This window comes from Caballeronia sp. LjRoot29 (assembly GCF_964252755.1).
Taxonomy (GTDB): domain Bacteria; phylum Pseudomonadota; class Gammaproteobacteria; order Burkholderiales; family Burkholderiaceae; genus Caballeronia.
On sequence record NZ_CAXUPU020000021.1, the window covers coordinates 114,884 to 138,123 of the forward strand.

23 protein-coding genes are annotated in these 23,240 nt (G+C 60.5%); 14 read left to right on the forward strand and 9 right to left on the reverse strand.

Going from position 1 to position 23,240, the window contains the following annotated elements; genetic code table 11:
* On the reverse strand, positions 1–732 hold the full coding sequence (locus ACSQ83_RS22120) for a DUF4118 domain-containing protein (RefSeq protein ID WP_414951669.1): 732 nt from the start codon (positions 730–732) through the stop codon (positions 1–3).
* A 309-nt stretch (positions 733–1,041) separates the two neighbouring features.
* Between ACSQ83_RS22120 and ACSQ83_RS22125 the strand changes: the two genes are divergently transcribed.
* Positions 1,042–1,704 (forward strand): response regulator, encoded by a 663-nt coding sequence (locus tag ACSQ83_RS22125; protein ID WP_414951668.1) that lies wholly within the window; start codon positions 1,042–1,044, stop codon positions 1,702–1,704.
* On the forward strand, positions 1,701–3,044 hold the full coding sequence (locus ACSQ83_RS22130; protein WP_414951667.1) for an ATP-binding protein: 1,344 nt from the start codon (positions 1,701–1,703) through the stop codon (positions 3,042–3,044). Before ACSQ83_RS22125 ends, ACSQ83_RS22130 begins: the two co-directional genes overlap by 4 nt.
* A 4-nt stretch (positions 3,045–3,048) precedes the next feature.
* On the opposite strand, the gene ACSQ83_RS22135 is transcribed toward ACSQ83_RS22130, so the two are convergent.
* The 6 genes from ACSQ83_RS22135 to ACSQ83_RS22160 are packed head-to-tail and all read right to left on the reverse strand — an operon-like array spanning position 3,049 to position 8,781.
* On the reverse strand, positions 3,049–3,882 hold the full coding sequence (locus ACSQ83_RS22135; protein WP_414951666.1) for a phosphodiesterase: 834 nt from the start codon (positions 3,880–3,882) through the stop codon (positions 3,049–3,051).
* Between the two features lie 38 nt (positions 3,883–3,920).
* Positions 3,921–4,979: an ABC transporter ATP-binding protein gene (locus ACSQ83_RS22140; protein WP_436229616.1), complete on the reverse strand. Its 1,059-nt coding sequence runs from the start codon at positions 4,977–4,979 to the stop codon at positions 3,921–3,923.
* Entirely contained in the window at positions 4,976–5,884 is a 909-nt protein-coding gene (locus ACSQ83_RS22145; protein ID WP_414951664.1) for an ABC transporter permease, read from the reverse strand. Before ACSQ83_RS22145 ends, ACSQ83_RS22140 begins: the two co-directional genes overlap by 4 nt.
* The gene (locus ACSQ83_RS22150; protein WP_436229617.1) at positions 5,881–6,705 is read right to left on the reverse strand and encodes an ABC transporter permease; all 825 of its coding nucleotides are present in this window, start codon (positions 6,703–6,705) and stop codon (positions 5,881–5,883) included. The genes ACSQ83_RS22145 and ACSQ83_RS22150 overlap by 4 nt, the downstream gene beginning before the upstream one ends.
* Before the next feature lie 10 nt (positions 6,706–6,715).
* Positions 6,716–7,729: an ABC transporter substrate-binding protein gene (locus ACSQ83_RS22155; protein WP_414966286.1), complete on the reverse strand. Its 1,014-nt coding sequence runs from the start codon at positions 7,727–7,729 to the stop codon at positions 6,716–6,718.
* The gene (locus ACSQ83_RS22160; RefSeq protein ID WP_414951661.1) at positions 7,726–8,781 is read right to left on the reverse strand and encodes a substrate-binding domain-containing protein; all 1,056 of its coding nucleotides are present in this window, start codon (positions 8,779–8,781) and stop codon (positions 7,726–7,728) included. Before ACSQ83_RS22160 ends, ACSQ83_RS22155 begins: the two co-directional genes overlap by 4 nt.
* Here ACSQ83_RS22160 and ACSQ83_RS22165 point away from each other — a divergent pair.
* From ACSQ83_RS22165 to ACSQ83_RS22175, 3 genes are all read left to right on the forward strand, one after another.
* The gene (locus ACSQ83_RS22165; protein ID WP_436229618.1) at positions 8,780–8,962 is read left to right on the forward strand and encodes a hypothetical protein; all 183 of its coding nucleotides are present in this window, start codon (positions 8,780–8,782) and stop codon (positions 8,960–8,962) included. The two genes, ACSQ83_RS22160 and ACSQ83_RS22165, sit on opposite strands and share 2 nt — an antisense overlap.
* Before the next feature lie 206 nt (positions 8,963–9,168).
* Positions 9,169–10,845, forward strand: a complete 1,677-nt coding sequence (locus ACSQ83_RS22170) for a phospholipase C (protein WP_414951659.1) — start codon at positions 9,169–9,171, stop codon at positions 10,843–10,845.
* Between the two features lie 117 nt (positions 10,846–10,962).
* Complete coding sequence (locus ACSQ83_RS22175) at positions 10,963–12,393, forward strand: cytochrome-c peroxidase (RefSeq protein ID WP_436229619.1); 1,431 nt, start codon at positions 10,963–10,965, stop codon at positions 12,391–12,393.
* 8 nt (positions 12,394–12,401) lie between these two features.
* Here the strand turns inward: ACSQ83_RS22175 and ACSQ83_RS22180 are convergent, their stop codons facing one another.
* Complete coding sequence (locus ACSQ83_RS22180) at positions 12,402–14,357, reverse strand: PhoX family protein (protein ID WP_436229620.1); 1,956 nt, start codon at positions 14,355–14,357, stop codon at positions 12,402–12,404.
* A gap of 284 nt (positions 14,358–14,641) precedes the next feature.
* Between ACSQ83_RS22180 and ACSQ83_RS22185 the strand changes: the two genes are divergently transcribed.
* Positions 14,642–15,178, forward strand: coding sequence for a cupin domain-containing protein (locus ACSQ83_RS22185; protein ID WP_436229621.1), 537 nt, complete (start codon positions 14,642–14,644; stop codon positions 15,176–15,178).
* 15 nt (positions 15,179–15,193) lie between these two features.
* Here the strand turns inward: ACSQ83_RS22185 and ACSQ83_RS22190 are convergent, their stop codons facing one another.
* A complete protein-coding gene (locus ACSQ83_RS22190) occupies positions 15,194–16,228 on the reverse strand; it encodes an NAD(P)-dependent alcohol dehydrogenase (RefSeq protein WP_436229622.1) in 1,035 nt (344 codons plus the stop codon).
* Between the two features lie 303 nt (positions 16,229–16,531).
* Between ACSQ83_RS22190 and ACSQ83_RS22195 the strand changes: the two genes are divergently transcribed.
* The 8 genes from ACSQ83_RS22195 (at position 16,532) to speB (ending at position 23,131) form a co-directional block, all read left to right on the forward strand.
* A complete protein-coding gene (locus ACSQ83_RS22195) occupies positions 16,532–17,389 on the forward strand; it encodes a transporter substrate-binding domain-containing protein (RefSeq protein WP_436229623.1) in 858 nt (285 codons plus the stop codon).
* Positions 17,390–17,422: 33 nt separating this feature from the next.
* A complete protein-coding gene (locus ACSQ83_RS22200) occupies positions 17,423–18,085 on the forward strand; it encodes an amino acid ABC transporter permease (RefSeq protein WP_436229624.1) in 663 nt (220 codons plus the stop codon).
* Positions 18,086–18,092: 7 nt separating this feature from the next.
* A complete protein-coding gene (locus ACSQ83_RS22205; protein ID WP_436229625.1) occupies positions 18,093–18,746 on the forward strand; it encodes an amino acid ABC transporter permease in 654 nt (217 codons plus the stop codon).
* Entirely contained in the window at positions 18,743–19,546 is an 804-nt protein-coding gene (locus ACSQ83_RS22210; protein WP_414966294.1) for an amino acid ABC transporter ATP-binding protein, read from the forward strand. Before ACSQ83_RS22205 ends, ACSQ83_RS22210 begins: the two co-directional genes overlap by 4 nt.
* On the forward strand, positions 19,546–20,793 hold the full coding sequence (locus tag ACSQ83_RS22215) for a M20 family metallo-hydrolase (RefSeq protein WP_436229626.1): 1,248 nt from the start codon (positions 19,546–19,548) through the stop codon (positions 20,791–20,793). Before ACSQ83_RS22210 ends, ACSQ83_RS22215 begins: the two co-directional genes overlap by 1 nt.
* A 25-nt stretch (positions 20,794–20,818) precedes the next feature.
* Positions 20,819–21,511, forward strand: coding sequence for a DUF1989 domain-containing protein (locus ACSQ83_RS22220; RefSeq protein WP_436229627.1), 693 nt, complete (start codon positions 20,819–20,821; stop codon positions 21,509–21,511).
* Between the two features lie 128 nt (positions 21,512–21,639).
* Positions 21,640–22,182: a cupin domain-containing protein gene (locus ACSQ83_RS22225; protein ID WP_414951680.1), complete on the forward strand. Its 543-nt coding sequence runs from the start codon at positions 21,640–21,642 to the stop codon at positions 22,180–22,182.
* Between the two features lie 10 nt (positions 22,183–22,192).
* Positions 22,193–23,131, forward strand: coding sequence for an agmatinase (gene speB / locus ACSQ83_RS22230; protein WP_414951648.1), 939 nt, complete (start codon positions 22,193–22,195; stop codon positions 23,129–23,131).
* The last annotated feature ends 109 nt before the right edge of the window (positions 23,132–23,240 follow it).

Genomic DNA, 23,240 nt, shown 5'->3' on the forward strand with positions numbered 1-23,240 from the left:
CTAATCAACCCTGCGCAAGATCAGGAACTCGCCGGCATGCGTGGTAAAACGCTCGCAGATGCATTCCACGAGTTTATGCACGCCATCGCCGGAACCAATGCGCACGCGATGCCGCCCCGGTTGCAAACCACGCTGAAGCCTTTCGATATCGTCAGGATGCGCACTGGCAAAAAGCCGCCCTGGCGCCATTTCCTTCGCGCCTTGCGCCGCGTTGCGATCGACCGCCTGCAGCAGGATGATGGCGTCGTGATAATGCGGAAGATGCCGCACGAGCCGATGCGTTTCGTCCACCGCACGGCGCGAAAGCGCACGCTCGTTATCGGCGCGCAGCAGCATTTCATAGCGCGAGAGAGCCACCGCCGCTATCAGTTCTGCGCTGAACTGCGCGCGTCGGAGCCGTTCAATAAGGGTAATCGTGGAAAGCGTGACAAGCGGATAAGAAATCGCCAGCATCACGTCAGCGCGATTGATGACAGCAATCTCGCCGTAAGGTGGCACGAACAGGTAATCGGCAATGCCCAGTCCCAACAGCATGACCGTCAGCGAAGGGATGAGCCCAAAGAAGTATTCGACCATGGCCGCCGCTATGCAGAAGGCGACGCCCGGCATGACCGGGCCAAGGAACGGGTGCAAGGCAAGCCTGACGCCGCTTGCGATACAAAGCGCAAGCGCGCTCATTAACCACACTCGCTTGCCTCGCGGCGCCCAGCGGCGGGCGTTTTGAATATTCATTAATGCGGCTTGTGTCAGCGGGATATCCAGGACGGGGGTGAATTATTACACACAGTTACACGCATTGTGCTACCCAGTTGCTTAAGACATGCTTAAGGTCTTGTTAGCGGCTGACTTGTCGCTCAGGGCTGTAATTTTTCAGTTGTTTATAATCGCCGAATACTAAGGATTACTGGCAATTTTCGACGTTCGGACAAGCAGCGATTGATTCCTGGAAGTCCGTGCTTAAGAAACGCTTAAGGAATACTTAAGCACCTTCCAGGGACAATTCATGCTCGATACTTGTTGGCAAGACCGGGGAACTTCACGATGCGGCTATTACTGGTGGAAGACGACGAAATGATTGCCGAGACCGTGCTGGATTCCATGCGCCGGCTGGGTTACGCAATCGACTGGGCGGCGGATGGACGCGCCGCTGACCTGTCGCTTGCCAATGGGGTGTACGACCTTGTTTTGCTCGACCTCGGCCTGCCGAAACGCGATGGCATACAGGTGTTAAACACGTACCGCAAAGCGGGCGGTGCGGCGTCGGTCATCATCCTGACGGCGCGCGATGCGGTGGACGACCGCGTTCGCGGACTAGATGCAGGCGCGGACGACTACCTCATGAAGCCTTTCGATCTCGACGAACTCGCCGCACGCGTGCGCGCTGCACTCCGGCGTCGTACCGGACAAAAGCAGCCTGTTTATACGCATGGCGAGCTAGCGCTGGATCCCGCGTCGCACGAGGCTAGCAAGGCCGGCGTGCCGTTGCCGCTGGTGCCACGCGAGTTCGCGTTGCTCCAGGTGCTGATCGAGGAGCCCACGCGCGTATTCAGGCGTGCGGAGCTGGAGGAGAAGCTGTACGGATGGGGCGAGGAAGTGGGCAGCAATACCATTGAAGTGCATGTCCACAGCCTGCGGCGCAAGATTGGCGCGGAGCAGATACTGACGGTCCGGGGCGTGGGCTATCGGCTCAAGGGACTCGAATGACATCCATTCGCCGCTGGCTGCTCGGCTGGCTGATCTTCGGGCTGGCGGCGACGTCGCTGATCGCGGCCTATGGCATCTTCCACACCGCGCGCCGCGAGGCGAGCGAGTTGTTCGATTACGAACTGCGCACCGTCGCGTTGTCGTTACCCGGGAATATTGCTGCGGCCGATGCTGCCGACCGGGCCAGCCACGACTTCAACGGCATAGCCGACGACCGGATCGCCATCGATATCTGGGACAAGCAAGGCAAGCTCGTTTATCACTCGCTCAAGGAGCCAGCGTTGCCGCGCGTCGCCGAGGGATTCCGGTCGATTAAACGCGATGACTATTCGTGGCGTGTGTTTGGCCTGCAGCAGCCGGACCGATACATCCAGGTGGCGCAACCGTTCTCCGTTCGCGAGGATCTGGCGTTGCGGCTCGCATGGCGCACGTTGTGGCCGCTCGCGCTGGTCGTGCCCGTGACCATTGCGCTGGTGTTGTTTGTCGTGGCGCGGGGCCTTGCGCCTATTGGTGGATTGTCGCGGGCGTTATCGCGGCGCTCGCTTGACTCGCTTGAACCGTTGCAAGTGGGCACGCGAGTACCCGTGGAGATCCGCCCGCTGGTCGATGCGTTGAACGACTTGCTCCGGCGATTAAGCGACGCGTCGCAGGCGCAGCGAATCTTTGTTGCCGACGCAGCCCACGAGTTGCGCACGCCGCTAACCGCATTGAAGTTGCAACTTCAGGCGGCACGTCGCGACGGCACGTTGCAAGGCGATGGCCAGACACTGGAACGTCTTGAGGGGCGGTTGAACCGGATCATCCACCTTGCACATCAGTTATTAGCGATGGCGCGCGAGGATGCGAACCGGGCGGCTTCCACGACGCTCATGAGTCTGCGTCGGCTTGCGGAGCGGTCTGTGAGTGATCTGTCGTTGCTGGCGGAGGCCAAGGGTATCGATCTCGGACTGGAGGAGCGCGGGCGCGATACATCGGACAACTATGTCGTGCTGGGCGATGAACACGCGCTGGGAATCCTGTTGAACAACCTGATCGATAACGCGATTCGCCATACACCCGAGGGCGGTAAGGTCGATGTGATCCTCGCGCGCGATGCACAGGGTGTGGGCGTTGAAGTCATCGATACAGGGACGGGCATTGCCCCCGATGAACTCAACCGTGTCTTCGACCGGTTTTATCGCGGTGCCGGTGCGCAGGGATCGGGCAGCGGACTGGGACTCGCGATTGCGTCAAGCATTGCGGGGCGGCATGGGGCTACGCTCGAGGTGCGCAATCGCGATGGCGGGGGTGGGCTGATTGTGAAAGTGGGCGGGCTGGCGGCGGGAGTCGTCACCGGCTAAACCCTCAATCCACCAACGCCCCATCGTCGTCAAAAAACGGATACGGCCCGTCGAACTGCTCAACGTATTCATGATGCGACACAAGCCCCACGCCCGCCGTCCAATAGTGCAACGCGAACGCCCCAGGCTCGAGCACGAATGCCGAAGGCGCATCGGCATGCAGATCAAGCACCACCTGATGCGCGGTCGACGGCGCGATAGAAGCGATCGTCCCCGCGAACCGCTTATGCACCGGCCGATGCACATGCCCGCACAAAACGCGCTCCACATTCGGATACCGCGAAATCAGCGCCTCCAGCTTCGCCGACGCCTGCGCGTCGAGCGCCATGTCGTCCATATGCCCAATACCGGTAGCAAACGGCGGATGATGCAACGCCACAATTACCGGCCGGCCGTCAGCCGCCTTCAACTCACGTTCAAGCCACGCAAGACGCGCGTCGCATAACGTGCCCGGACTTTCCCGCGGCTTCTGCGAATCCAGCGCAATGACCCGCATATCGTGCAGATCGAACGCGTATTGCACGAAGTCGCTACCCGTACCGCTGTCGTGCAAATAATGCGCATCGAAAACCTCGCGCAACGCCGCGCGATCGTCGTGATTCCCGACCATCAGGTACACCGGTATTTCCAACGGTTTCAGACACGCCGCTAGATGCCGGTATTCATCGGCGGTGCCAAAATCCACCAGGTCACCGGTCACAAGCACGGCATCCGGACGCGGGCTCAGCGCGTTCAGCCGTTCGACACAGGCACGCAAACAAGCGGCGGTATCGACTTTTTTATACGCAAGCACACCGGGAAGCTTGATATGCAAATCGGTGATTTGAGCGAGCAGCATGGCATCTCCTTGGTTTGACCTGAAGCGAACGCGAAGCCTCAATGCAGCGCAACCCATCCTTCATCGCGCACCGATATCCCCACGGCCGTTCCCTGCGCCAGTTCAACGCGGCCGGGCACATCGACAATCAATGCATCCGGTGCCGCGTCCCTGATTTTCAACCGGGTGCGTTCACCCAGAAACAGCGCCGACTCCACCGCGCCGCGCAACTGCGCAGACTGCGGGTCGACAAGCACTGCATCTTCCGGTCGGAAGAAAATTTCCGACCGTGCACCCTCGCGCGCGCGCAGTTGCGCAACGAGCCCCGTGACGCTAATCGTACCGCCAAGCGTGACGAATGCGTCATCGCGACACTCGCCCGTCACCCGGTTCAATGTGCCGATGAATTGCGCCACCGCGCGGCTCGCGGGCTGGTAGTAAATCTCACGCGGCGTACCGCATTGCTCGATGCGCCCGGCGCTCATCACCACGATCCTGTCGGCCAGCGCCATCGCTTCGGACTGGTCATGCGTGACATAGATGCTGGTCACGCGAAGTTCGCGCAGCAACGCATTCATCTCGGCACGCAAGGTTTCGCGCAAGCGGGCGTCGAGTGCGGTCAGCGGTTCATCGAGCAACAATACACGCGGCCTCGGGGCCAGCGCGCGAGCCAGCGCAACACGCTGACGCTGACCGCCGGACAACTCGGTAATCGACTTGTCGGCATGCGCCGTCAGCTCGGTCATTTCAAGCAGTTCATCTACCCGTCGACGCGCCGCCGAGACCTCGACCTTCTGGATCCGCAAGCCATAACCCACGTTGCCGCGCACCGTGAGATTGGGAAACAGCGCGTAGTTCTGGAACACCATGCCTACCTGACGACGCTCGATAGGCAATGCCGTGACATCGTCGGCACCGAAGCTCACGCGGCCGCCGGCATCGGGCTTTTCCAGGCCCGCGATCAACCGCAACGTAGTGGTCTTGCCGCAGCCTGACGGTCCGAGCAGCACGAGCGTTTCGCCAGGTTCGATGCTGAGATCGACAGGTTCGAGCACGCGCTGCCCGCGAAATGTTTTCGCGCAACGGCTGAGGGTGACGGGAACGGCTTCGAGTCTCATCGTGCAGTCTCTACAGGTTGTGTAAGTGGTTGCTGCTCTGGAGCACTGCTTTTCGATAACGCGCGCTTGCGTTTCGCCGCGGCACGCGCACTCTGCGCGCCCACCGGATCGACACCCAGCCATTGCATCGCAATCAGCAACGGCAAGGTCATCAGCAAGAAAAGAATGGTGTAGGCGCTGCCGACTTCAAGGCGCATGGACGCGTAGGCATCGGCGAGACCGACGGGCAAAGTCTTGGTGTCGGGCGTATGCAGCATCCACGTCAGGTTGAATTCACCTATCGACAAAGTCAGCACCGCGAGCGCACCAGCGACAATGCCAGGACGCGCATTCGGGAGCACGATTGTCAGGAAGCGCTGCGTGAACGACGCGCCCAAACTGGCCGCGCCCTCTTCCATGGTTCGCAGATCGGTGCCTGCGCAAACGGCTGCAACCGAGCGCACCATGAATGGCAGGGTAAAGACCACGTGCCCTGCAACGATGAACCACATGCTCGATCGAAACGCGCTCCAGCCACCGTACACGGACAACAAAGCCAACGCCGTAGCGAGACCCGGCAACGCGATAGGCAGGACCAAGAGTTCTTCGACAAACCGCGCCCAGCGCGTATTGCTGCGTGCCAGTGCGTACGCTGCCGGCACACCAATCGCGAGCGTGATGGCAAGCGTCGCAAGCGCGATCTCAATTGATAGCCAGACCGAACCCTGATACATCGCCCACACTTGTTCGAGCCATTTAAGCGTCAGCCCACTCGATACACCGCGAAAATAGTTGACGGTCAATCCGGCCATGACCGACATCACCACGGGCACGACCATGAACGCAACCAGCGCAAGCGTCAGCAGCAGTTGCCCTGCAACGAGCAGACGACGCGGCTTAAGGAACTCAGGCATAAGCGTCCTCATGCAGTTGCGGCAACAGTCGCGCCGGTGAGGCTGCGCGCAACCGCCAGTACGGCCCACGTCACCAGGCCCAGCACGATCGATAACGCCGCCGCCGTCGCAAGATTCGCGTTCAGCGTGAACTCGGTGTAGATGGTCATCGGCAATACGTCGAGGTCGGTGGCGAGTGTGAACGCGGTGCCGAATGCGCCCATCGCGGTAGCAAAACACACGGCGCCCGCCGCGATCAACGCAGGCATCAGCGCGGGCATGATCACGTCTATAAAGATGCGCCACGGCGATGCCCCCAGCGAACGCGCCGCTTCTTCCAGCGACGCATCCAGCTTCGTCGCAGCCGCCATCACAGTGACGATCACGCGCGGAATCGAAAAATAAAGATAGCCCAGGAACAGGCCGCTGAGTGAATAAGCGAACACCCAGCGGTCGCCCGTCAGCCGTGTTGAAATGGCGCCGATCAACCCCTGGCGCCCGGCGAGCATGATCACCATGAACCCCACCACCACGCCGGGAAACGCGAGCGGAAACGTCAGCAGCGCGACCAGCAAGCGCTTGGCCGGCAACTCGCGTCGCGCGAGAAACAAACCGGTGATAGTCGACAATACCAACGTCGCCGCCGTCACCGCCAGCGACAACGCAACGGTCGCGAGCAAGCTATGCAGATAACGCGCGTTGGTCAGGACCTCGCGATACGCGGTGAACGCGTCCGGCACCGCGCTGGCCTGCAGCAACGCGACCAGCGGCAGCAGCCAGAACGCGCAGAAGACAGCCAGCGCGGGTGCCAGCAGGAAGACCCGCGCGCGGGTGGAGAAGGTGGAATCTTGCATCGCTAAAGTGTCAGTGCATGACGCGCAAATACTCTTCGCCGAACGCGCTTTGCTTCGCGGCCATCTTCGCGAAGTCGACGTCCTTGGCGCGCGCATACTCCGACGCCGGCAAGAACTTCGCAGCGATATCAGGCGGCAACGTTCCACCGCGAACCGGTCGCAAATACGCGTTCGCCCACAGGCGCTGTCCTTCATCCGACAGCACGAAATCCAGCACTTTCTCGCCGTTCGCCTGATGCGGCGCGCCCTTCACGAGACTCATCACATAGGGCACCACGATCGTGCCTTCCTTCGGAATCACGAACTCAACGTTCGCATGATCCTTGTATTTCGCACGATACGCGTCGAAGTCATAGTCCAGAAGAATCGGAATCTCGCCCGACATCACGCGTGCATAAGCGGTCTGTTTCGGCACGATCGGCGCGTTCGCTTTCATCTTCGCGAACCAGTCGAGACCGGGCTTGAAGTTATCGAGCGTGCCGCCCAGCGCCTGATTCACTGCCACTGCACCCGCGTATCCCACGAACGCCGATGACGGATCAAGATACCCAACCATGCCCTTGTATTCCGGCTTCAACAGGTCGGCCCACGAGCGCGGTACCGGCTTGCCATCGAGCGCATCCTTGTTCACGAAAAAGCCTAGCGTGCCGGAGTGAATCGCGAACCAGGAGCCGTCAGGATCCTTCATGCCGGCAGGGATATCGTTCCAATGCGCAGGTTTATACGGCTGCACGAGACCCTTGTCTTTCGCCTGGAACGCCGACGACACGCCGAGATACACCACGTCCGCAATCGGGCTCTTTTGCTCGGCCATCATCTGCGCGATCGCCTGGCCGGAGTTCTTGTTATCGAACGGCACGCGGATGCCGGTCTGCTTCTGGATAGCAGCAATCTGGCTCGCCCAGTCCGCCCATTCCGGCGGACAGTTGTAGCAAATCGCCGTGTTGTCGGCATAAGCCGCGCCGGCCGCGCAAAACGTAGCCGTCGCTGCAAGCAGCGTAGCGAGGACATGACGGATTTTCATGCAGGTTTCTCCGATACGAGGGAGGCCGTTGTGGCCGCGGGATCGATCAATGACGCGATAGTCGCGCCGGTTCTTACGCTATGAGGCAACTTGAACGGAATGGGGCCGCTGGTGGTATCGCCGGGAAGGCCGAGCTGCGTGGCGAGATGAAGCCACGCGCACCGGCCGATCTCGCGGTTCGGCGTGGCGACGCTGGACAACGCTGTCGACAACCATTCGCCAAGCGGAATGCCATCGAAACCAAGCACTGAAATATCGTGCGGCACGGACAAGCCCGCATGCCGCAAACCGCGCATCACGATAATCGCCAAGCGGTCATTGCTGCAGAAAAGCGCAGTGGGGCGGCGAACAGGATCGGCGAGATGAGCGAGCAGCGAAGCCGGTAAATCGTCTGCATTGAAATCAAGTTCAAGCGGTGGATGAGGCGCGAGACCGGCGTCGAGCATCGCGTCTTCGTAACCGCGATACCGCAAGCGCGCACGGTCCGATTCGGCGAACGAACCCGCGAGCATCAGGATTCGACGATGCCCGCGCTGCAACAAAGCACACACGCCATCACGCGCCGCCCGCCGGTTATCGACCGACACCGCCGCGCGATACGCCGTGTCGTTATGCGCCAGCACATAAGGCAAGCCGATGCGATCAAGTTCGTCCAGCAACGGGTTGGATTCGGCATCGGCGACTGTCGCGATCAGGCCATCCACGCGCTGCTCGCGCAAAGTCTCGATCGCGCGACGCTCACGCGCGCTGTCATACGCAGTGGTCATCAGCATCAGCCGATAGTCACTGGCAGAGGCCGCTTCATCGATGCCTTGCAACGACTCGGCGAAGACCGGGTTGGCGAGCGTGGGTACGACCACGCCGACCAGCCGCGTGCGCACGCCGCGAAGTTGGCGGCCTCGTGCGCTGGGCATGAAGTCGAGCGCTTCGATCGATTCGCGCACCTTGGCAAGCGTCTCCGCATTCAGCAATTGCGGTGCGTTGAGTGCACGCGAAACAGTGGCGATAGACACGCCTGAATGCGCGGCAACGTCCTTGATGGTCGAGTGCATGAGTGATGGCAAGAATGAAATGAAAACGTTTACAGAAGCGATTATCGAAGCGCTCTGTGACGTCCGCGTGAAAGCAAGCGACTCATTGCCATGGGCTTCATTCGAGCTTTTTCATGCAATTAAAAGTGCCGCTGTCAAACCGTGGATTCAGCGTTGGAGCGCTGATTCCAGCGTGATTTGACGTCCGGCCTTACCGACTCTTTCTGCTTGTTATTTTCACGTAACCCCAGCGAAAGCGGACCGTCTTTTAGGGTTCATACGCAAGTGTTCCAATGCGCTCGGATCGAAAGAAAGGTCTTTGAACAGTCCGCATCCTAGTCCGCACCCGTCCCCAAAGGCCACGCGGCCACAACAAGCACTGAAACAACGACATCGGGAGCTTCACACATGTTTCGTCGAGCCTTAATGGTTGGCGTACCCACCGCAGCAATGGCCATCGGCCTATATGCCTGCGGCGGCAGCAACAACAGCAGCAGCGGGTCCATCCAGAACCGGATCGCGACCGCTACCCCCATCAAGCACGTCGTCGTGATCTATAACGAGAACGTCTCGTTCGATCACTACTTCGCGACTTACCCGAACGCAGCGAACCCGGCAGGCGAACCGGCATTCACGCCGGCTGCAGGTACGCCGGCAATCAATGGGCTTAGCGGCACGTTGCTGACGGCCAACCCCAACTTCACGAATACGGCGAACGGCACGGGCGCAGCCAATCCGTTCCGCCTGGACCGGACGCAAGCCGCGACCGCCGACCAGAACCACTCGTACACGCCGGAACAACACGCCTACGATAACGGCGCAGCCGACCTCTTCCCGAAGTTCACGGGTAAGGGCACGGCAGGCGGCGCAGGCGCATTCGGTACCGCAGGCCAGGTCATGGGCTACTACGACGGCAACACGGTCGGCGCTCTGTGGAACTACGCGCAGCACTTCGCAATGAGCGACAACGCGTACACGGCCACGTACGGTCCGTCGACGCCCGGTGCACTCGAAGTCGTGTCGGGCCAAACGAACGGCCTGACGCCGGTCAAGTTCAGCACGGCCGCAGTCAGTGCAACGAACACGGGCTCGTACTACGTGAACGACGGTCAAGGCGGCTTCACGCTGATTAACGACGTCGATCCGGCCAACGATATCTGCTCGAGCACGACCGACACCGCATTGCTGGCCGCCAAGAACATCGGCGACTTGCTGAACGCGCAGAACATCTCGTGGGGCGGCTTCATGGGCGGCTTCAACCTGGCGACCGTGAACAGCAACGGCACGACGGGTTGCAAGCGCAGCACGTTGTCGCCGGTCGTGGGTCAGGCTACTGCCGACTACGTCCCGCACCACAACTGGTTCCAGTACTTCGCATCGACGGCTAACCCGACGCACGCACGTCCGAGCTCGACGGCAGTGATCGGCTTGTCGCTTGAAGCGGATGGCAAGACGCCGGAACCCGCAAACCACCAATACGACACCGACGACTTCATTGCAGCGGTCAAGGCGGGTAACTATCCGTCGGTCAGCTTCATCAAGGCGCCGGCGTTCCAGGATGGCCACGCAGGTTATTCGGATCCGCTCGATGAGCAGGCTTTCACCGCGAAGATCGTCAACTTCCTGCAGCAGCAGCCGGACTGGGCGAGCACCGCTGTGATCGTGGCGTGGGATGACTCGGACGGCTGGTACGACCATGCTTACGCAGTGCCGACCTCGGCGTCGTTCGATGCGATCGCCGACCAGGTCAACGGTGCGGGCACGTGCGGTACGGCTACGGCTCCGCTGGGTGTGAAGGGCGCGCCGGTGAACGGCCGCTGCGGTCCGGGCACGCGTATTCCATTCGTCGTGATCTCGCCGTGGGCGAAGGTGAACTACGTGGACCACACGCAGATTACCCAGGCTTCGGTGGTTCGCTTCATTGAAGACAACTGGCTCAACGGTGCGCGTCTCGGTGGCGGTTCGTTCGACGCGACTGCAGGCAGCATCAACGGCATGTTCAACTTCAGCGGTCCGGGTAACAACCCGACGCTGTTCGTCGACCCGAACCTGGGTACGCCGGTCGCATCGGTTCCCGCGATCTGATCGTAGTCTGAACGCCTGCGTCGGCTCACTGACGCAGGCGGCAATGTTCTTGTCGCGTCGCCGCCGGGCAATTGGCCGGCGGCGTTTTTTCAATGCTGCTTCTGCTTCCTGGCTCACATGTCGCACACCGTCATACCTCCGGTTACGCCCACCACAGGCGAGAAGCCACGCCTTCCCCGCCCGAAACATGTCTTGCTCGGATGCCTCGCCGCCGTGGTCGTGGGCGCCGTCGGATTCAGCGCATGGGCCGTCGCGTTCCCCTCCCAAGTACCTGCCCGCGTGGGCGCTGTCGTGGAAGACCTGACGGGCGCCAATCCGGCTCCTGTCGTACTCTCCCGTCCGCCGGTCGAGCCGCTGAGCGCGGTCGCGCAACTCGGCCAGAAGATTTTCTTCGACGAGTCGTTGTCCGGCTCCGGGAAACAGTCCTGCGCGTCCTGTCACAGCCCGGACCACGCCTACGGACCGCCGAACAAACTTTCCGTGCAGCTGGGCGGACCGCACATGAATCTGGAAGGCTACCGTCCGCCGCCTTCCCTGATGTATTTGTATCTGCAGCCTAACTTCAGCATTGGCCCCGACGCGGGTGAAGCCGAAGCGCCGCCGGATTTCGCCGCGCTTGCCTCGCAAGCCGCAGGAACCGCCAAGGCGCAAAAGAATGCGGGCGTCGCGCCCGCTGCGCCGGCCATGGTGCCGCAAGGCGGATTCTTCTGGGACGGCCGCGCCGATACGCTGCAAGCTCAAGCGTCCGGCCCGATGCTCAACCCCGTGGAAATGGCCAATAGCAGCGAAGCCGATGTCGCCGCAAAATTGCAGCGCACGGCGTACAAGGACGACTTCACGAAGTTGTTCGGCGCAAATATTTTCCAGAGCACGCAGCTCACCGTCTCCGAGGCCATGTTCGCAATTGCGCGCTATCAGGTCGAAGAGCAGTCGTTCCATCCGTACTCGAGCAAATACGATTACTGGCTCGAAGGCAAGGCGCGGCTCTCCCAAACCGAGTTGCGCGGCTTGCGCCTCTTCAACAATCCCGACATGGCCAACTGCGCCGGTTGCCATCTGTCGAAGCCGAGTGCCGACGGCATCCCGCCGATGTTCACCGACTACCAGTACGAAGCGCTCGGCGTTCCGCGTAACACCACGCTTGCTGTGAACCACGATCCGAAGTTCTACGACATGGGCGTGTGCGGCCCGTTCCGTGACGATATCAAGGACCAGACGCAGTATTGCGGCATGTTCCTCACGCCCACGCTGCGGAACTCCGCTACGCGGCAAGTGTTCTTCCATAACGGCGTCTATCATTCGCTCGACGACGTCATGTCGTTCTACAACGACCGCAATACGGCGCCGGAGAAGTTCTATCCGAAGGGCGCTGACGGCAAGGTCAACAAGTACGATGACCTGCCGGCGAAGTTCCACGCGAATGTCGATGTGGCCGACGCCCCGTTCGACCGCAAGTTCGGCGACAAGCCCGCGATGACGGATCAGGAGATGAAGGACATCATCGCGTTCCTGCATACCCTGACCGACGGTTATCAAAAGGGCAGCTGACTTTTTGATCAGCTCTTCGCGAGCTTGATGCTGGAGGCGTCCGCGGTCAGGTAACCGACCGTGGCGCCGAAGCGGTCCTTGTAGTTGGCGCGCACGAGCGGGTCCAGCGCGGCCTTCACCTTGTCGTGAACCGGGCTTTCCCAATCGCCCGCGTGCTGGAAGTTGCTCATGATGTAAGTCCAGCCGTTGATCTCGTCAACCGCGTGAAGGCCGGTCGATTCCGCGCCGGCCGGACACGACAGCACGCGCGACAAAGTCTGCGTGTCCACGTTGTAAGCCCACAGGAAGTTGTTCACGTGCATGCTCGAATCCTCGCCGATGAACAGCGTGCGCAACTTCTCCGAGAACTTCACGTTGTCCGGGTTCGCAATCTTGCTGGCGCTCGCGGTATTGCCGAGCGCATCCGCTGGTGAAAGATCTTCGCCCACCAGCGCGGCTGGCGCAGCCATGTCGACTGGCACCCATTCGCTGTTGATCGCGGCGCCGCTCGTGTCCCTCTGCCCCGCTTTCAGGTTCAACGCATAGACCGCACCGGCGTTGATGGTTTTATCGACGGCTACATCGGTCGATGCCGAGTTGCCCTTCACCATCGACTTCTCGATGCGTGACATCGCGCTGTACACGATCTTGTCCTTCGCATTGATCGTCGTGCCTTCGAGCTTCGTAAAACCCATGCTCCCGCCGATATACGCCGCATAGCGATGCGTCTCCAGATACGCCGCCGCCTTCTCCATGCCGGGCTTGATGCGGATCCAGTTGAACGTGCCGTTAAAATTGATCTTCGTGAAGCTCGCGTCGAGCGGGTCCTTGGTGCTCACGTCCATGATGTCGGATGCCTTTAGCTTCGACGCCATCGCTTCGATCTCCGCACTCGTCGCGCTGCCAATCCTGATCCACGTCAGGTTGGCCGAGCCCGCGCCCATCGATGATGTCTGCGCCCACTTCGCCACATACAGCGTGCCCGAGGACAAGTCCTCTGCCCGGTCCGCGATGAACATGAAGAGGCCACCGTTGGTCGCGTCGTCACCCATCATGACGGTGCGTTTGTCCGGCATCACCTGCACCAGTTCGTGGGAGATGCGTCCGAGGTTGTAGTGTTTCTTGATGGTGCCGGTGCCGTCCGGGTTCACCGTGACTTCCGGGAGATGGCCATAGTTGTACGGGTTCGCGCGGCTCGCGTCGCCATAAAGACTTGTGCTGAACGCCTTGAACTGTGCGTTGGTTGCAATGGTGGTCGCGTCCGGCTCGTACTCTTCGCTCGACAAATGCGTGTTCCATGGCGACAAGCTCGCGCCGCACGTGATCCACAATCCGTTCGCCTTCGACGTATCCACGTTGTGATACTTCACGAGCGTGAGTTTGCCGGTCGTTTGATCCTGGTCGAGCGTGAGCACGGCGATAGGCGAAGGCAACTGTCCATACGCCGACACGAGGCTCTGGTCGCGCGTCGCGTATTCGAACTGCACGACGGCGAACACGGCCTTGCCCTTGATGCCGGCAATGGTGGGTTTATCGAGTGACAGCAGCGAGGTTCCATCCGGGCAGTCCGAGAAGAACTGGCGCTCTTTGCCCGACACGGATTGATCGATGATCGGCTGGTTGTTGATGTCGTAATAACCGCCGGCGAGCGTCGTGCCTCCGCTGCCGTTCGGGACCATGTCGCCCGTTACGAAGAACGGCTGGTAGGCGAGCTTGTACGCTTGTGTCGTGCCGTCGCTGTAAGTCACGCTGAGCGTCGAGCCGACCGTGGTGGTCGCCATGGCGGCCGCGTCCGTGAGGGAGGGCGCGGCCATTGAAGCAAACGAAGCGGACTTGAACGATGCCGACGCGGCCGGTGCCGCCGCGCTGTCGCCGCCGCAGCCTGCCAGGAGCGTGGAAACCGAGAACGCGCCTAGAGGCAGCATGGGTGCGCCCACCAGCAGTTTGAGGGCTTTACGGCGCGATACGTTGGGCTGCTCTTGCATGTCGTCTGGTCCGGTTTTCTATTGAGTGGGGTCCTCGTGTCCCTGTCATTAATGGCCCAGGCACACGCGATGAAGGCGAAGTGTAAGTTTCATTAATGAAAGCTATATGACAGTAAATGGTATTGAATATGGAAGATTTTACGAAGCGCAGGTTGGCGAGCAATGAGGAAGTAGTTTTTTCAACGCGACGATGAAAAGCTTTATGTGGCGTGCGCCGGAGCACGGGCACGCAAAAAGCTGACGTGGATAGAACCTTCGTCATCCGGTTCGATCAAGGAGCTTTCATGAAGCACGATCTTCAATCTGCCCGCCACGCTTCAACCCTCGACTATGAAATCCTCAGGCTGACACCGCACGCGTGGGTCCCGAACAACCGGCGCTTGCCGGTATTGATTTACCGGCGTGCGCTTTCCCCTTCCCGCAAGGACCTCGGCCCGGCATTCGAAGCGCTATTCGCCCTCAACGAATGGCCGCCGCAGTGGCGCGACAGCATCTTCGACTACCACCACTTCCACTCCACGGCGCATGAAGTGCTTGGGGCAATATCGGGGAAAGCAGAGGTGATTGTTGGTGGACCTGGCGGACTCGTGGTCTCGCTAGACCCGGGCGACGTCGTGCTGCTTCCAGCAGGAACCGGCCACTGCCTGCAAGCAACGGAGGGGCGGTTTCAGGTAGTCGGCGCGTACCCCGAAGGGCAGCAATGGGACATCCGGCGCGAGGCGTTATCGGAGGGAGAAATCGCTGCAATGGAGGCGTTGCCGTTTCCACGCAGCGATCCTGTTGGAGGACGCGAAGGTCCATTGCTTGAGCAATGGACTTGAATCAACACGCCCTCGCTATTCCATGACGATCTGAACCTTCACGTCGGTAGGGTTGCCGCTGGCGGCTTCCTCGAACGCCTTGATGCCGTCTGCAAATGCAAACGAGCGCGAGATGAAGGGTTTTACATCGAGCCGGCCCGATGCAATCAACTGGATCGCGCGCGGGAACATATTGGCGTATCGGAACACGGACTCGATCCGCACTTCCTTGATCTGGACCGCGACAATATCGATAGGCACGGCGTGTTGCGGCATCCCGACGAGGACGAGGCAACCGCCGGGACACATCAGGTCGACAATGCCGTCGAACGCTTTTTCGTTGCCGCTGGCTTCGAACACAACGTTCGCGCCCCAACCGCCTGTAAGTTCCGACACCACGTCCTGGACGCGCTGATCGCGAATGTTCACTGCCGTCACGCCCTGCACGCCGCCGATCAGTGCCAGCTTCTCCGGCACGAGATCGCATACGATCGCGCGACTGCATCCCCCTGCGAGCGCGGCCAACGCACACATCATGCCGATGGTGCCGGCGCCCAGAATAACGGCTACATCCCCCGGTTTTATCTTCGCTTTCGTTGCCGCCTGCATGCCGATAGCCAATGGCTCGACAATCGCGCCTTCCGCAAAACTCACGTTGTCCGGCAGCTTGAATGTGAACGCCGCGGGGTGCACGACGAACGGCGTCAGGCAACCGTGCACGGGCGGCGTCGCCCAAAAACGCACGCTCGGGTCGAGGTTGTACATGCCCTCGCGCGACGCCCGTGACTCCATGTCGGGCACGCCCGGTTCCATGCAGACGCGGTCGCCTACTTTCAGATGCTCCACTTCATCGCCGATCTGGATCACGGTTCCCGCCGCTTCGTGACCCAGGACCATCGGCTCGTTGACAACGAACGGCCCGATCCGGCCGTGCTGGTAATAGTGGATATCGCTGCCGCAAATGCCGACCGTATTGATGCGAATCCGTACATCGCGCGCACCGACGGCTTGCGGCAAGGTGAACGGACGCAAGCTGATACGGCGCGCTTCTTCGAGAACCAGTGCTTCCATGATTGAAGCCCTCTGCCATGAGTAAAAGTAGTGAAATCAGCCGGCCTGGAAACGGCCGCTCTTTACATCGTACCCTCCCCCTTTCGTTCCAATACGCGGCCCTGCTGCCGTTGACTTGTGCACGGTGGCACTTTATCCATGCACGAGTGCGTTGAAATCCCACTCCGGTGCATGCCGGCCAGCCTAAAACATCGCGTCACGGGTCTTTTTCATATGGCACACTTCATGCATAGTGAATTTCATTCAAGTATCTTGAACAAAATTCACTAACCCCTCTTTGCGGCGTGGCCGCACGGGAGCATCATGCATCAGTCACTTCGCAGGTTTGTCTTGTCAATGACCGGCGCGCTTGCGCTATGCGCGTCGATTCCGGGTCACGCGCAAAGCGGCGACTTGCTTGCGCGCGTAAAAGCGAACAAGAAAATCACGGTGGGAACTGAAGCGCGTTATGCGCCGTTCGAATCCGTTGAGAACGGCAGGATCGTGGGATACGACAGTGACCTCCTGCAATATGTGCTGAAGTCATTGCCCGACGTCAAGCTCAAGCAACTCGACCTGCCGTTCCAGGGCTTGCTGCCAGGCCTCGATGCCAAGCGCTTTGACATGGTCATCACCGCCGTCACCGTCAACAAGGATCGGGAGAGCCACTTCGCGTTCACGCTGCCCATCGCCGATGCAACCGCAGGCGTCCTCGTGCGTTCGAATGAAGCATCCATCAAGTCTCCCAATGACCTGAACGGCAAGATTGTCGGATCGCAAACGGGCTCGGCGCAATTGCAGGCTCTCATGACGCTCGACAAGAACCTGAAGGCCGCAGGCGGTCCCGGCATCAAGCAGATCAAGCAATACGTCGCCTTCGATGAAGCCTATGCGGACCTCGCGGTCGGCCGTCTGGACGCGGTCGCGCAATCGGCCGCGAATCTTGGACCGCTGCTGAAATCGCGTCCGGGCGTCTTCAGCGTATTGCCGCAAAGCATTGGACCGAAGAGCTATTTTGCGTGGGTCGCGCGTAAGGACGCGGACAGCGCGACGCTGCTCAAGCTTTTCAGCGACGCCATCGCCCGCGCGAATCATGACGGCACCATGAAAGCGCTGCAAATGAAATGGTTCGGTACGACCATGGATGTCCCCGCCGACGCGATGCCCGAACCGTCGATGTAGTCAGGTATTAACAAGCATCAAACATCGACTGATATGAACCCACCCGATCTCCTCGCGCGTTGTCTTGGCTATCTGCCGCAACTCTTGGACGGCGCGATCACGACGCTATGGCTCTCGGCGATCGCAGTGGCGTGCGGCTTTTTCGCGGGCATCTTCATCTACATGATGTCCGCGAGCAAAAGCCGCATGCTGGCCACAGCGGCGCGCGTCTATGTGAGCCTCTTTCGCGGCACGCCAGTCCTCGCGCAATTGCTCGTGTTTTATTACGTGCCCTCGGGACTTGGGTGGGCCATCCCAGGCGTGGTCGCGGCGGCAGTGGGTTTGTCGATGAACACGGCCGCGTATCAGTCGCAGATCCTCGGCGCGGGTTTTCGGGCGATTCCGCCCGGACAGATCGAAGCGGCGCAGACTTTCAATCTCACGCGCCGCCAGGCGTTGTGGCATGTGGAGATTCCGCAGGTCATCGCGTTGACGTTGCCGGCGCTGGTGTCGGAGATGATCGACATAGTGAAGGCTTCAGCGGTGGTGTCGGTGATTGCGGTCACGGACCTGATGCGCGTCGGACAGCAATTGTCTTCGGTCAGTTATCGGCCGCTGGAGGTCTATACGCTCGCGGCGTGCTTCTATCTCGCGATTACTTCGCTGCTGTCGCTTGCGGGTCGGGGTATCGAACGACGCGTGGCGCGACGGACCTGAGCCGACCATGAACAGTTTCCTCTCGCTCATCCCGCGCTTCGCCGACGCCATCCTGGTGACGCTCGAGGTCAGCTTGCTTGCAGCCTTCATCGGCGTACTGGGTGGCTTCGTCCTCAATGCGTTGCGGCTGCGGTTCCCGCGCTGGCTTGCCGCGCCTTATCGCGCGTATGTGTGGCTCGTACGTGGTACGCCGTATCTGTCGCAACTGGTGATCGTCTATTTCGGCTTGCCGGTGATCGGCATCACGATGAACGCGGTGCAGGCGACCATTGTGTCGCTCGCGCTTTATTCGGCCGCGTATTTCGCGGAGATTTTTCGCGCCGGCTGGGCCAGCGTTCCGCGCGGGCACGGGGAAGCAGCGCGCGCTTTTGGCATCAGCCGGTGGGCTGCGTTTCGCAGCATCGAGATGCCTCAGGCCATTGCGTTCGCTATTCCCTTGCTCGCCAACCAGACCATTCTCGTCATCAAGGAAAGCGCCGTGGCGTCGATCATCACGGTGCCCGAATTGACCATGACAGCAAGCGACATAGTTTCGTCCACCTATACGTACATCGCTCCGTACGCGATGTTGATCGTGTGCTACTGGCTCCTCACGCAATGTATCGCCCTCGCTGCCCAATGGGCGCAAGTGCTGATCGCTCCTTCGCGGAAAACCTCATGAGTTCATTGCCCATTCTCGAACTGCGCGCCGTGGGTAAATCGTATGGTGCTAATCGCGTGCTCAAGGGCATCGATCTCGCCGTGACACGCGGTGAAATCGTCTCGCTGATCGGGCCTTCCGGTTCCGGCAAGACAACGGCATTGCGCTGCATGAACTTTCTCGAAGCCTACGATGAAGGCGAGGTATGGATCAAAGGTCAGCTGCTTGGTTATCGCTCAGCAGGGCGTTCGGCACGTGATCGCGATAGTGAAAAGAGCATTGCGGAAGTGCGTCGGCCGGTGTCCATGGTGTTTCAGCAGTTCAATCTCTGGCCGCACATGAGCGTGCTCGGTAACGTGGCTGCGCCGCTGGTGTTGTCGAAGAAAACGGGCAAGGCCGATGCTCACAAACAGGCGCTGGCCGCGCTGACGCGCGTTGGCCTTGCCGAGAAGGCAAATGCATACCCCGCGTCCCTGAGCGGCGGTCAGCAGCAACGCGTGGGCATCGCTCGCGCATTGGCAATCGAACCAGAAGTCATGCTGCTCGACGAACCCACTTCGGCGCTCGATCCTGAACTCGTGGAAGAAGTATTGAGCGTGATCCGATCGCTTGCGCAAGACGGCATGACGATGGTCATGGTCACGCACGAAATGAGTTTCGCAGCGAAGATCTCGGATCACGTCGTGTTCATGGAAGCAGGGCAGATAGTGGAGGCGGGGCCGCCTGAACAGATCTTCGGCAATACGCGCACGCCGCGTTTACAACAGTTTCTGAAGCCGTGGTTCGATCGCAGCTTGACTGCAGCCACGGGAGTCGCGTGATGTCCAACGATGCACTTAAGGCGGCCTCTTGCATTGATGCATCACGTCTGCTCGAATCGATAGAAACGCTCGCTCGCTTCGGTGCGCGTGAAGACGGGGGCGTGGATCGTCCGGCGCTGTCTTCTACTGATATCGACGCACGGCGTTTCCTGATCAATCATGCAATCTCACTCGGCTGCTCGGTGCAAACGGACGCGTGCGCAAACCTGTTTTTCCGCCGCCCCGGTTTGGAGAACCTGCCGCCGGGGATGACGGGCAGCCATGTCGACACCCAACCAACGGGCGGCAGGCTCGATGGCTGCTACGGCGTCCTGGCGGGCTTCGAATGCCTTGCCGCACTCAACGATGCCGGTATCCGTACGCGCCGCCCGCTCGAAGTGGTGGCATGGACCAACGAAGAAGGTACGCGCTTTCAGCCGGGTGCGACGGGGTCGAGCGCGTTCGTCGATCCCGCATTGATCGAACGCTACAGCCAGGCGAAAGATTCCGATGGCATCTCGCTCGACAGCGCGCTCGCCGCGCATCGTGAAGCGTTTCCGTCACTCGATACACGCGTTGCAGAGAAGGCCGCGCATGCGTTTATCGAACTGCACATAGAGCAAGGGCCCTTGTTGGAACTCGCCAAGGTTCCGCTGGGCGTGGTGAAGGGAATTCAAGGCGTGCGATGGTATGCGGTGCGTTGCAAGGGTGTCGCGGCCCACGCCGGCACCACGCCAATGCATGCCCGCCACGACGCCATGACGCTTGCCGTGTATATTCGCGCCGAGGTCGCGGCCTTCGCGCACCAGCTCGGCGGCAACGATACCCGCATCACCTTCGGCCGGTGGACCGTGCTGCCGAACTCCATCAACACGATCGCATCGGACGTGACGTTCAGCATCGACTTCCGTCACCCGAACCCGGCGGTGCTCCACTCGTTCGATACACAGCTCGCGAATTGCATCGCACGCCACGCCGTGACGTCGGAAGCGTTATTCATCCATCCGCCCGTGGACTTCGCACCCGCCGTTATCCAACGCGTAGCCGATGCATGCGATGCACTCGGCGCGCCTTCACTGAGCATCGCGTCGGGCGCCTTCCACGACGCCATGTACCTCGCGAAACATTGCCCGAGCGCGATGCTGTTTGTTCCGAGTCGCGGCGGCATCAGCCACAACCCGCTTGAAGCCACCGACGACGATCACCTTGTACTGGGCACCCGCGCATTGGCGCATTGCCTGGTGCATCTCTGCAACGAAGCACCTTGAAAACGATCCGACTGAAGGAGTCACCATGAGCACGCCGCACGTTGAACATCATCACGACAATAGCCATGCACTCGGCGAAAACGCCACGCTGCGCGAACCCATTTCCGCCGATGGCACCCCCGAGATTGGCAAGACCTACACGGTGCCGGCGCGCAACGGCCGCGCGGTCAAGGTGCAGTCGGGCCAGACGATCCGCATCACGAACACGCACGGCACCCAGGTCTGCGATACGTGGATCTTCAATGCCGGGCATCTCGACGAATTCCTGTCGTTCGAACATGCCCGCGCATCGCTCGACAAGGTCATTCCGCAAGCCGGCGATCCGCTGATGACCAATCATCGGCGGCCGATTGCCGAACTGGTCACCGATACCTCACCGGGTGTGCACGACACGTTGATGGCCGCGTGCGATCTGTATCGGTACAAGAACCTGGGCGTGCACGGCTATCACGACAATTGCGCCGACAACATGCGGCTCGCGCTGAAAGCGATCGGCCTGCGTGCACGCGAAGTGCCGCAACCGTTCAACTTGTGGATGAACATTCCGATCAGGCCGGACTACTCAATTGAATGGCTTGCGCCGGTATCGAAGGCGGGGGATTACGTGGAGATCAAGGCGTTGATGGATTGCGTCGTGGTCATGTCGGCGTGTCCGCAGGATATTATTCCGATCAACGCGTTGAATCCGCTGGAAGTCGAGTTCACGGTGCTCGCGTAGATCCCCTTACTTTTAGGAAGAGCGTCCCGGTGGTCACAAAAAAAACCGCAGCACGCAAACCAGCGAGCCCGCGCCGGGCCGCGACCAAGCCGCCCGAGGTTCAGCCGGATCCGTCCGCCGCGCTCGGCGTGCGTCTCAAGCACGCGCGCATGGTCAAGCAGTTGACGCTCAAAGCGCTTGCAGCGGAAGCGGGTTGTTCGGAGAGCATGCTGTCCAAACTCGAGGGCGGCCACGCGCAGCCCTCGCTCGCGACGCTGCACAAGATCGCGCTGGCGTTGTCGACCAACGTGGGCGCGCTCGTCTCGGGACCGGACATCAATACGTCGCCCGTGCAGCGCGCAAATGAGCGTCCCACCACGGAGTTTCCGTCGGCCGGCAAGCGTCTTTCGATCATGCTGGAGCGGGTGATCGTGCCCTCGGCGGGGCAGTTGCTGCAAAGCGATATCCACGTAATTGAACCGCTAGCGAGCAGCGACGAGCAGATCAGCCACGCCGGGGAGGAACTGGGTTACGTGATTGAAGGCCAGTTCGAACTGACGCTTGGCGATGAATGTTATTTGCTGCAAGCCGGCGACACCTTTTATTTCCCCAGCACCGTTCCGCACAGTTATCGCAACCCCGGCAAGACCGTTACGCGTGTGCTGTGGACCAATACACCGCCTACCTTCTGACGAGAACATCATGCCCGGTACCGATCGAAGCCAGATGGCGTTACCCCGCTTCAGCGGCATCCCTACCTTCATGCGCGTGCCGTACTGCACGGATATCAATGAGATGGATATTGTGCTGGCGGGCGTGCCGTTCGACGGCGGCGTGACTGCCCGTCCGGGTGCGCGGTTCGGTCCGCGCGAGATCCGCAACATGTCGAGCATGACGCGCGCGATCCATCATGTGACGCGTTTTAATCCCTTCGATGTTTGCCGCGTGGGGGACATAGGCGACGTCCCGTTCACCGATCTCTATCATCTTGAACGTTCGCATGAGGACATCCGGCGTTTCTTCGAACCCGTGTTTGCGGCCGGCAAGATTGCGTTGAGCGCGGGCGGCGATCATTCTATTACCTACCCTATTTTTCAGGCGATGGCGCCGAAGCAGCCGATCGGCATGGTGCATATCGATGCGCACACTGACACCTGGGATAGTTTCAAGGGATCGAAATTCACGCACGGTGCGCCGTTTCGACGCGCAGTGGAAGCGGGTTTGCTCGACCCGAAGCGCACCATCCAGATTGGTATTCGCGGCGCGCAGAATTCCGATGAAGGCTGGCGGTATTCGCTTGAGAGTGGCATGCGTGTGGTGTTTATCGAAGAATTTGAGGCGCGGGGGGTGGGAGCGATTATTGATGAGGCGCGTAAGGTCGTGGGTAATGGCCCGACGTATCTTTCACTCGATGTCGACGGCCTCGATCCGGTGTATACGCCAGGGACGGGCACGCCGGAGATAGGCGGACTGACGACGCGCGAAACGATGGCGCTGCTGCGCGGGCTTGATGGTTTGAACTGGGTCGGCGGTGATGTGGTGGAAGTGTCACCGCCATATGATCCGAGTGGTAATACCGCACTCGTTGCGGCTACGCTCATGTATGAGATTTTGTGTTTGTTGGCGCGGCGATTTGAGTGAGAGGGTTGGTGGTCAGGGGTCAGTGTTGGGTTGTACGGGTTCTGCGTTAGCGGTCGGGGTTAATGCCGGGTTGGTGCTTTCTAGGCCTTGGCGCGTTATATGTTGGCTG

Coding starts and splice junctions, on each gene's coding strand:
- ACSQ83_RS22220 (WP_436229627.1), top strand. CDS start 20,819: ATGAGCACGCCGCACGTTGAACATCATCACGACAATAGCCATGCACTC.
- ACSQ83_RS22210 (WP_414966294.1), top strand. CDS start 18,743: ATGAGTTCATTGCCCATTCTCGAACTGCGCGCCGTGGGTAAATCGTAT.
- ACSQ83_RS22190 (WP_436229622.1), bottom strand. CDS start 16,228: ATGGAAGCACTGGTTCTCGAAGAAGCGCGCCGTATCAGCTTGCGTCCG.
- ACSQ83_RS22205 (WP_436229625.1), top strand. CDS start 18,093: ATGAACAGTTTCCTCTCGCTCATCCCGCGCTTCGCCGACGCCATCCTG.
- ACSQ83_RS22185 (WP_436229621.1), top strand. CDS start 14,642: ATGAAGCACGATCTTCAATCTGCCCGCCACGCTTCAACCCTCGACTAT.
- ACSQ83_RS22175 (WP_436229619.1), top strand. CDS start 10,963: ATGTCGCACACCGTCATACCTCCGGTTACGCCCACCACAGGCGAGAAG.
- ACSQ83_RS22140 (WP_436229616.1), bottom strand. CDS start 4,979: ATGAGACTCGAAGCCGTTCCCGTCACCCTCAGCCGTTGCGCGAAAACA.
- ACSQ83_RS22130 (WP_414951667.1), top strand. CDS start 1,701: ATGACATCCATTCGCCGCTGGCTGCTCGGCTGGCTGATCTTCGGGCTG.
- ACSQ83_RS22170 (WP_414951659.1), top strand. CDS start 9,169: ATGTTTCGTCGAGCCTTAATGGTTGGCGTACCCACCGCAGCAATGGCC.
- ACSQ83_RS22120 (WP_414951669.1), bottom strand. CDS start 732: ATGAATATTCAAAACGCCCGCCGCTGGGCGCCGCGAGGCAAGCGAGTG.
- ACSQ83_RS22150 (WP_436229617.1), bottom strand. CDS start 6,705: ATGCAAGATTCCACCTTCTCCACCCGCGCGCGGGTCTTCCTGCTGGCA.
- ACSQ83_RS22135 (WP_414951666.1), bottom strand. CDS start 3,882: ATGCTGCTCGCTCAAATCACCGATTTGCATATCAAGCTTCCCGGTGTG.
- ACSQ83_RS22215 (WP_436229626.1), top strand. CDS start 19,546: ATGTCCAACGATGCACTTAAGGCGGCCTCTTGCATTGATGCATCACGT.
- ACSQ83_RS22180 (WP_436229620.1), bottom strand. CDS start 14,357: ATGCAAGAGCAGCCCAACGTATCGCGCCGTAAAGCCCTCAAACTGCTG.
- ACSQ83_RS22200 (WP_436229624.1), top strand. CDS start 17,423: ATGAACCCACCCGATCTCCTCGCGCGTTGTCTTGGCTATCTGCCGCAA.
- ACSQ83_RS22125 (WP_414951668.1), top strand. CDS start 1,042: ATGCGGCTATTACTGGTGGAAGACGACGAAATGATTGCCGAGACCGTG.
- ACSQ83_RS22160 (WP_414951661.1), bottom strand. CDS start 8,781: ATGCACTCGACCATCAAGGACGTTGCCGCGCATTCAGGCGTGTCTATC.
- ACSQ83_RS22165 (WP_436229618.1), top strand. CDS start 8,780: ATGAGTGATGGCAAGAATGAAATGAAAACGTTTACAGAAGCGATTATC.
- speB (WP_414951648.1), top strand. CDS start 22,193: ATGCCCGGTACCGATCGAAGCCAGATGGCGTTACCCCGCTTCAGCGGC.
- ACSQ83_RS22145 (WP_414951664.1), bottom strand. CDS start 5,884: ATGAGGACGCTTATGCCTGAGTTCCTTAAGCCGCGTCGTCTGCTCGTT.
- ACSQ83_RS22155 (WP_414966286.1), bottom strand. CDS start 7,729: ATGAAAATCCGTCATGTCCTCGCTACGCTGCTTGCAGCGACGGCTACG.
- ACSQ83_RS22195 (WP_436229623.1), top strand. CDS start 16,532: ATGCATCAGTCACTTCGCAGGTTTGTCTTGTCAATGACCGGCGCGCTT.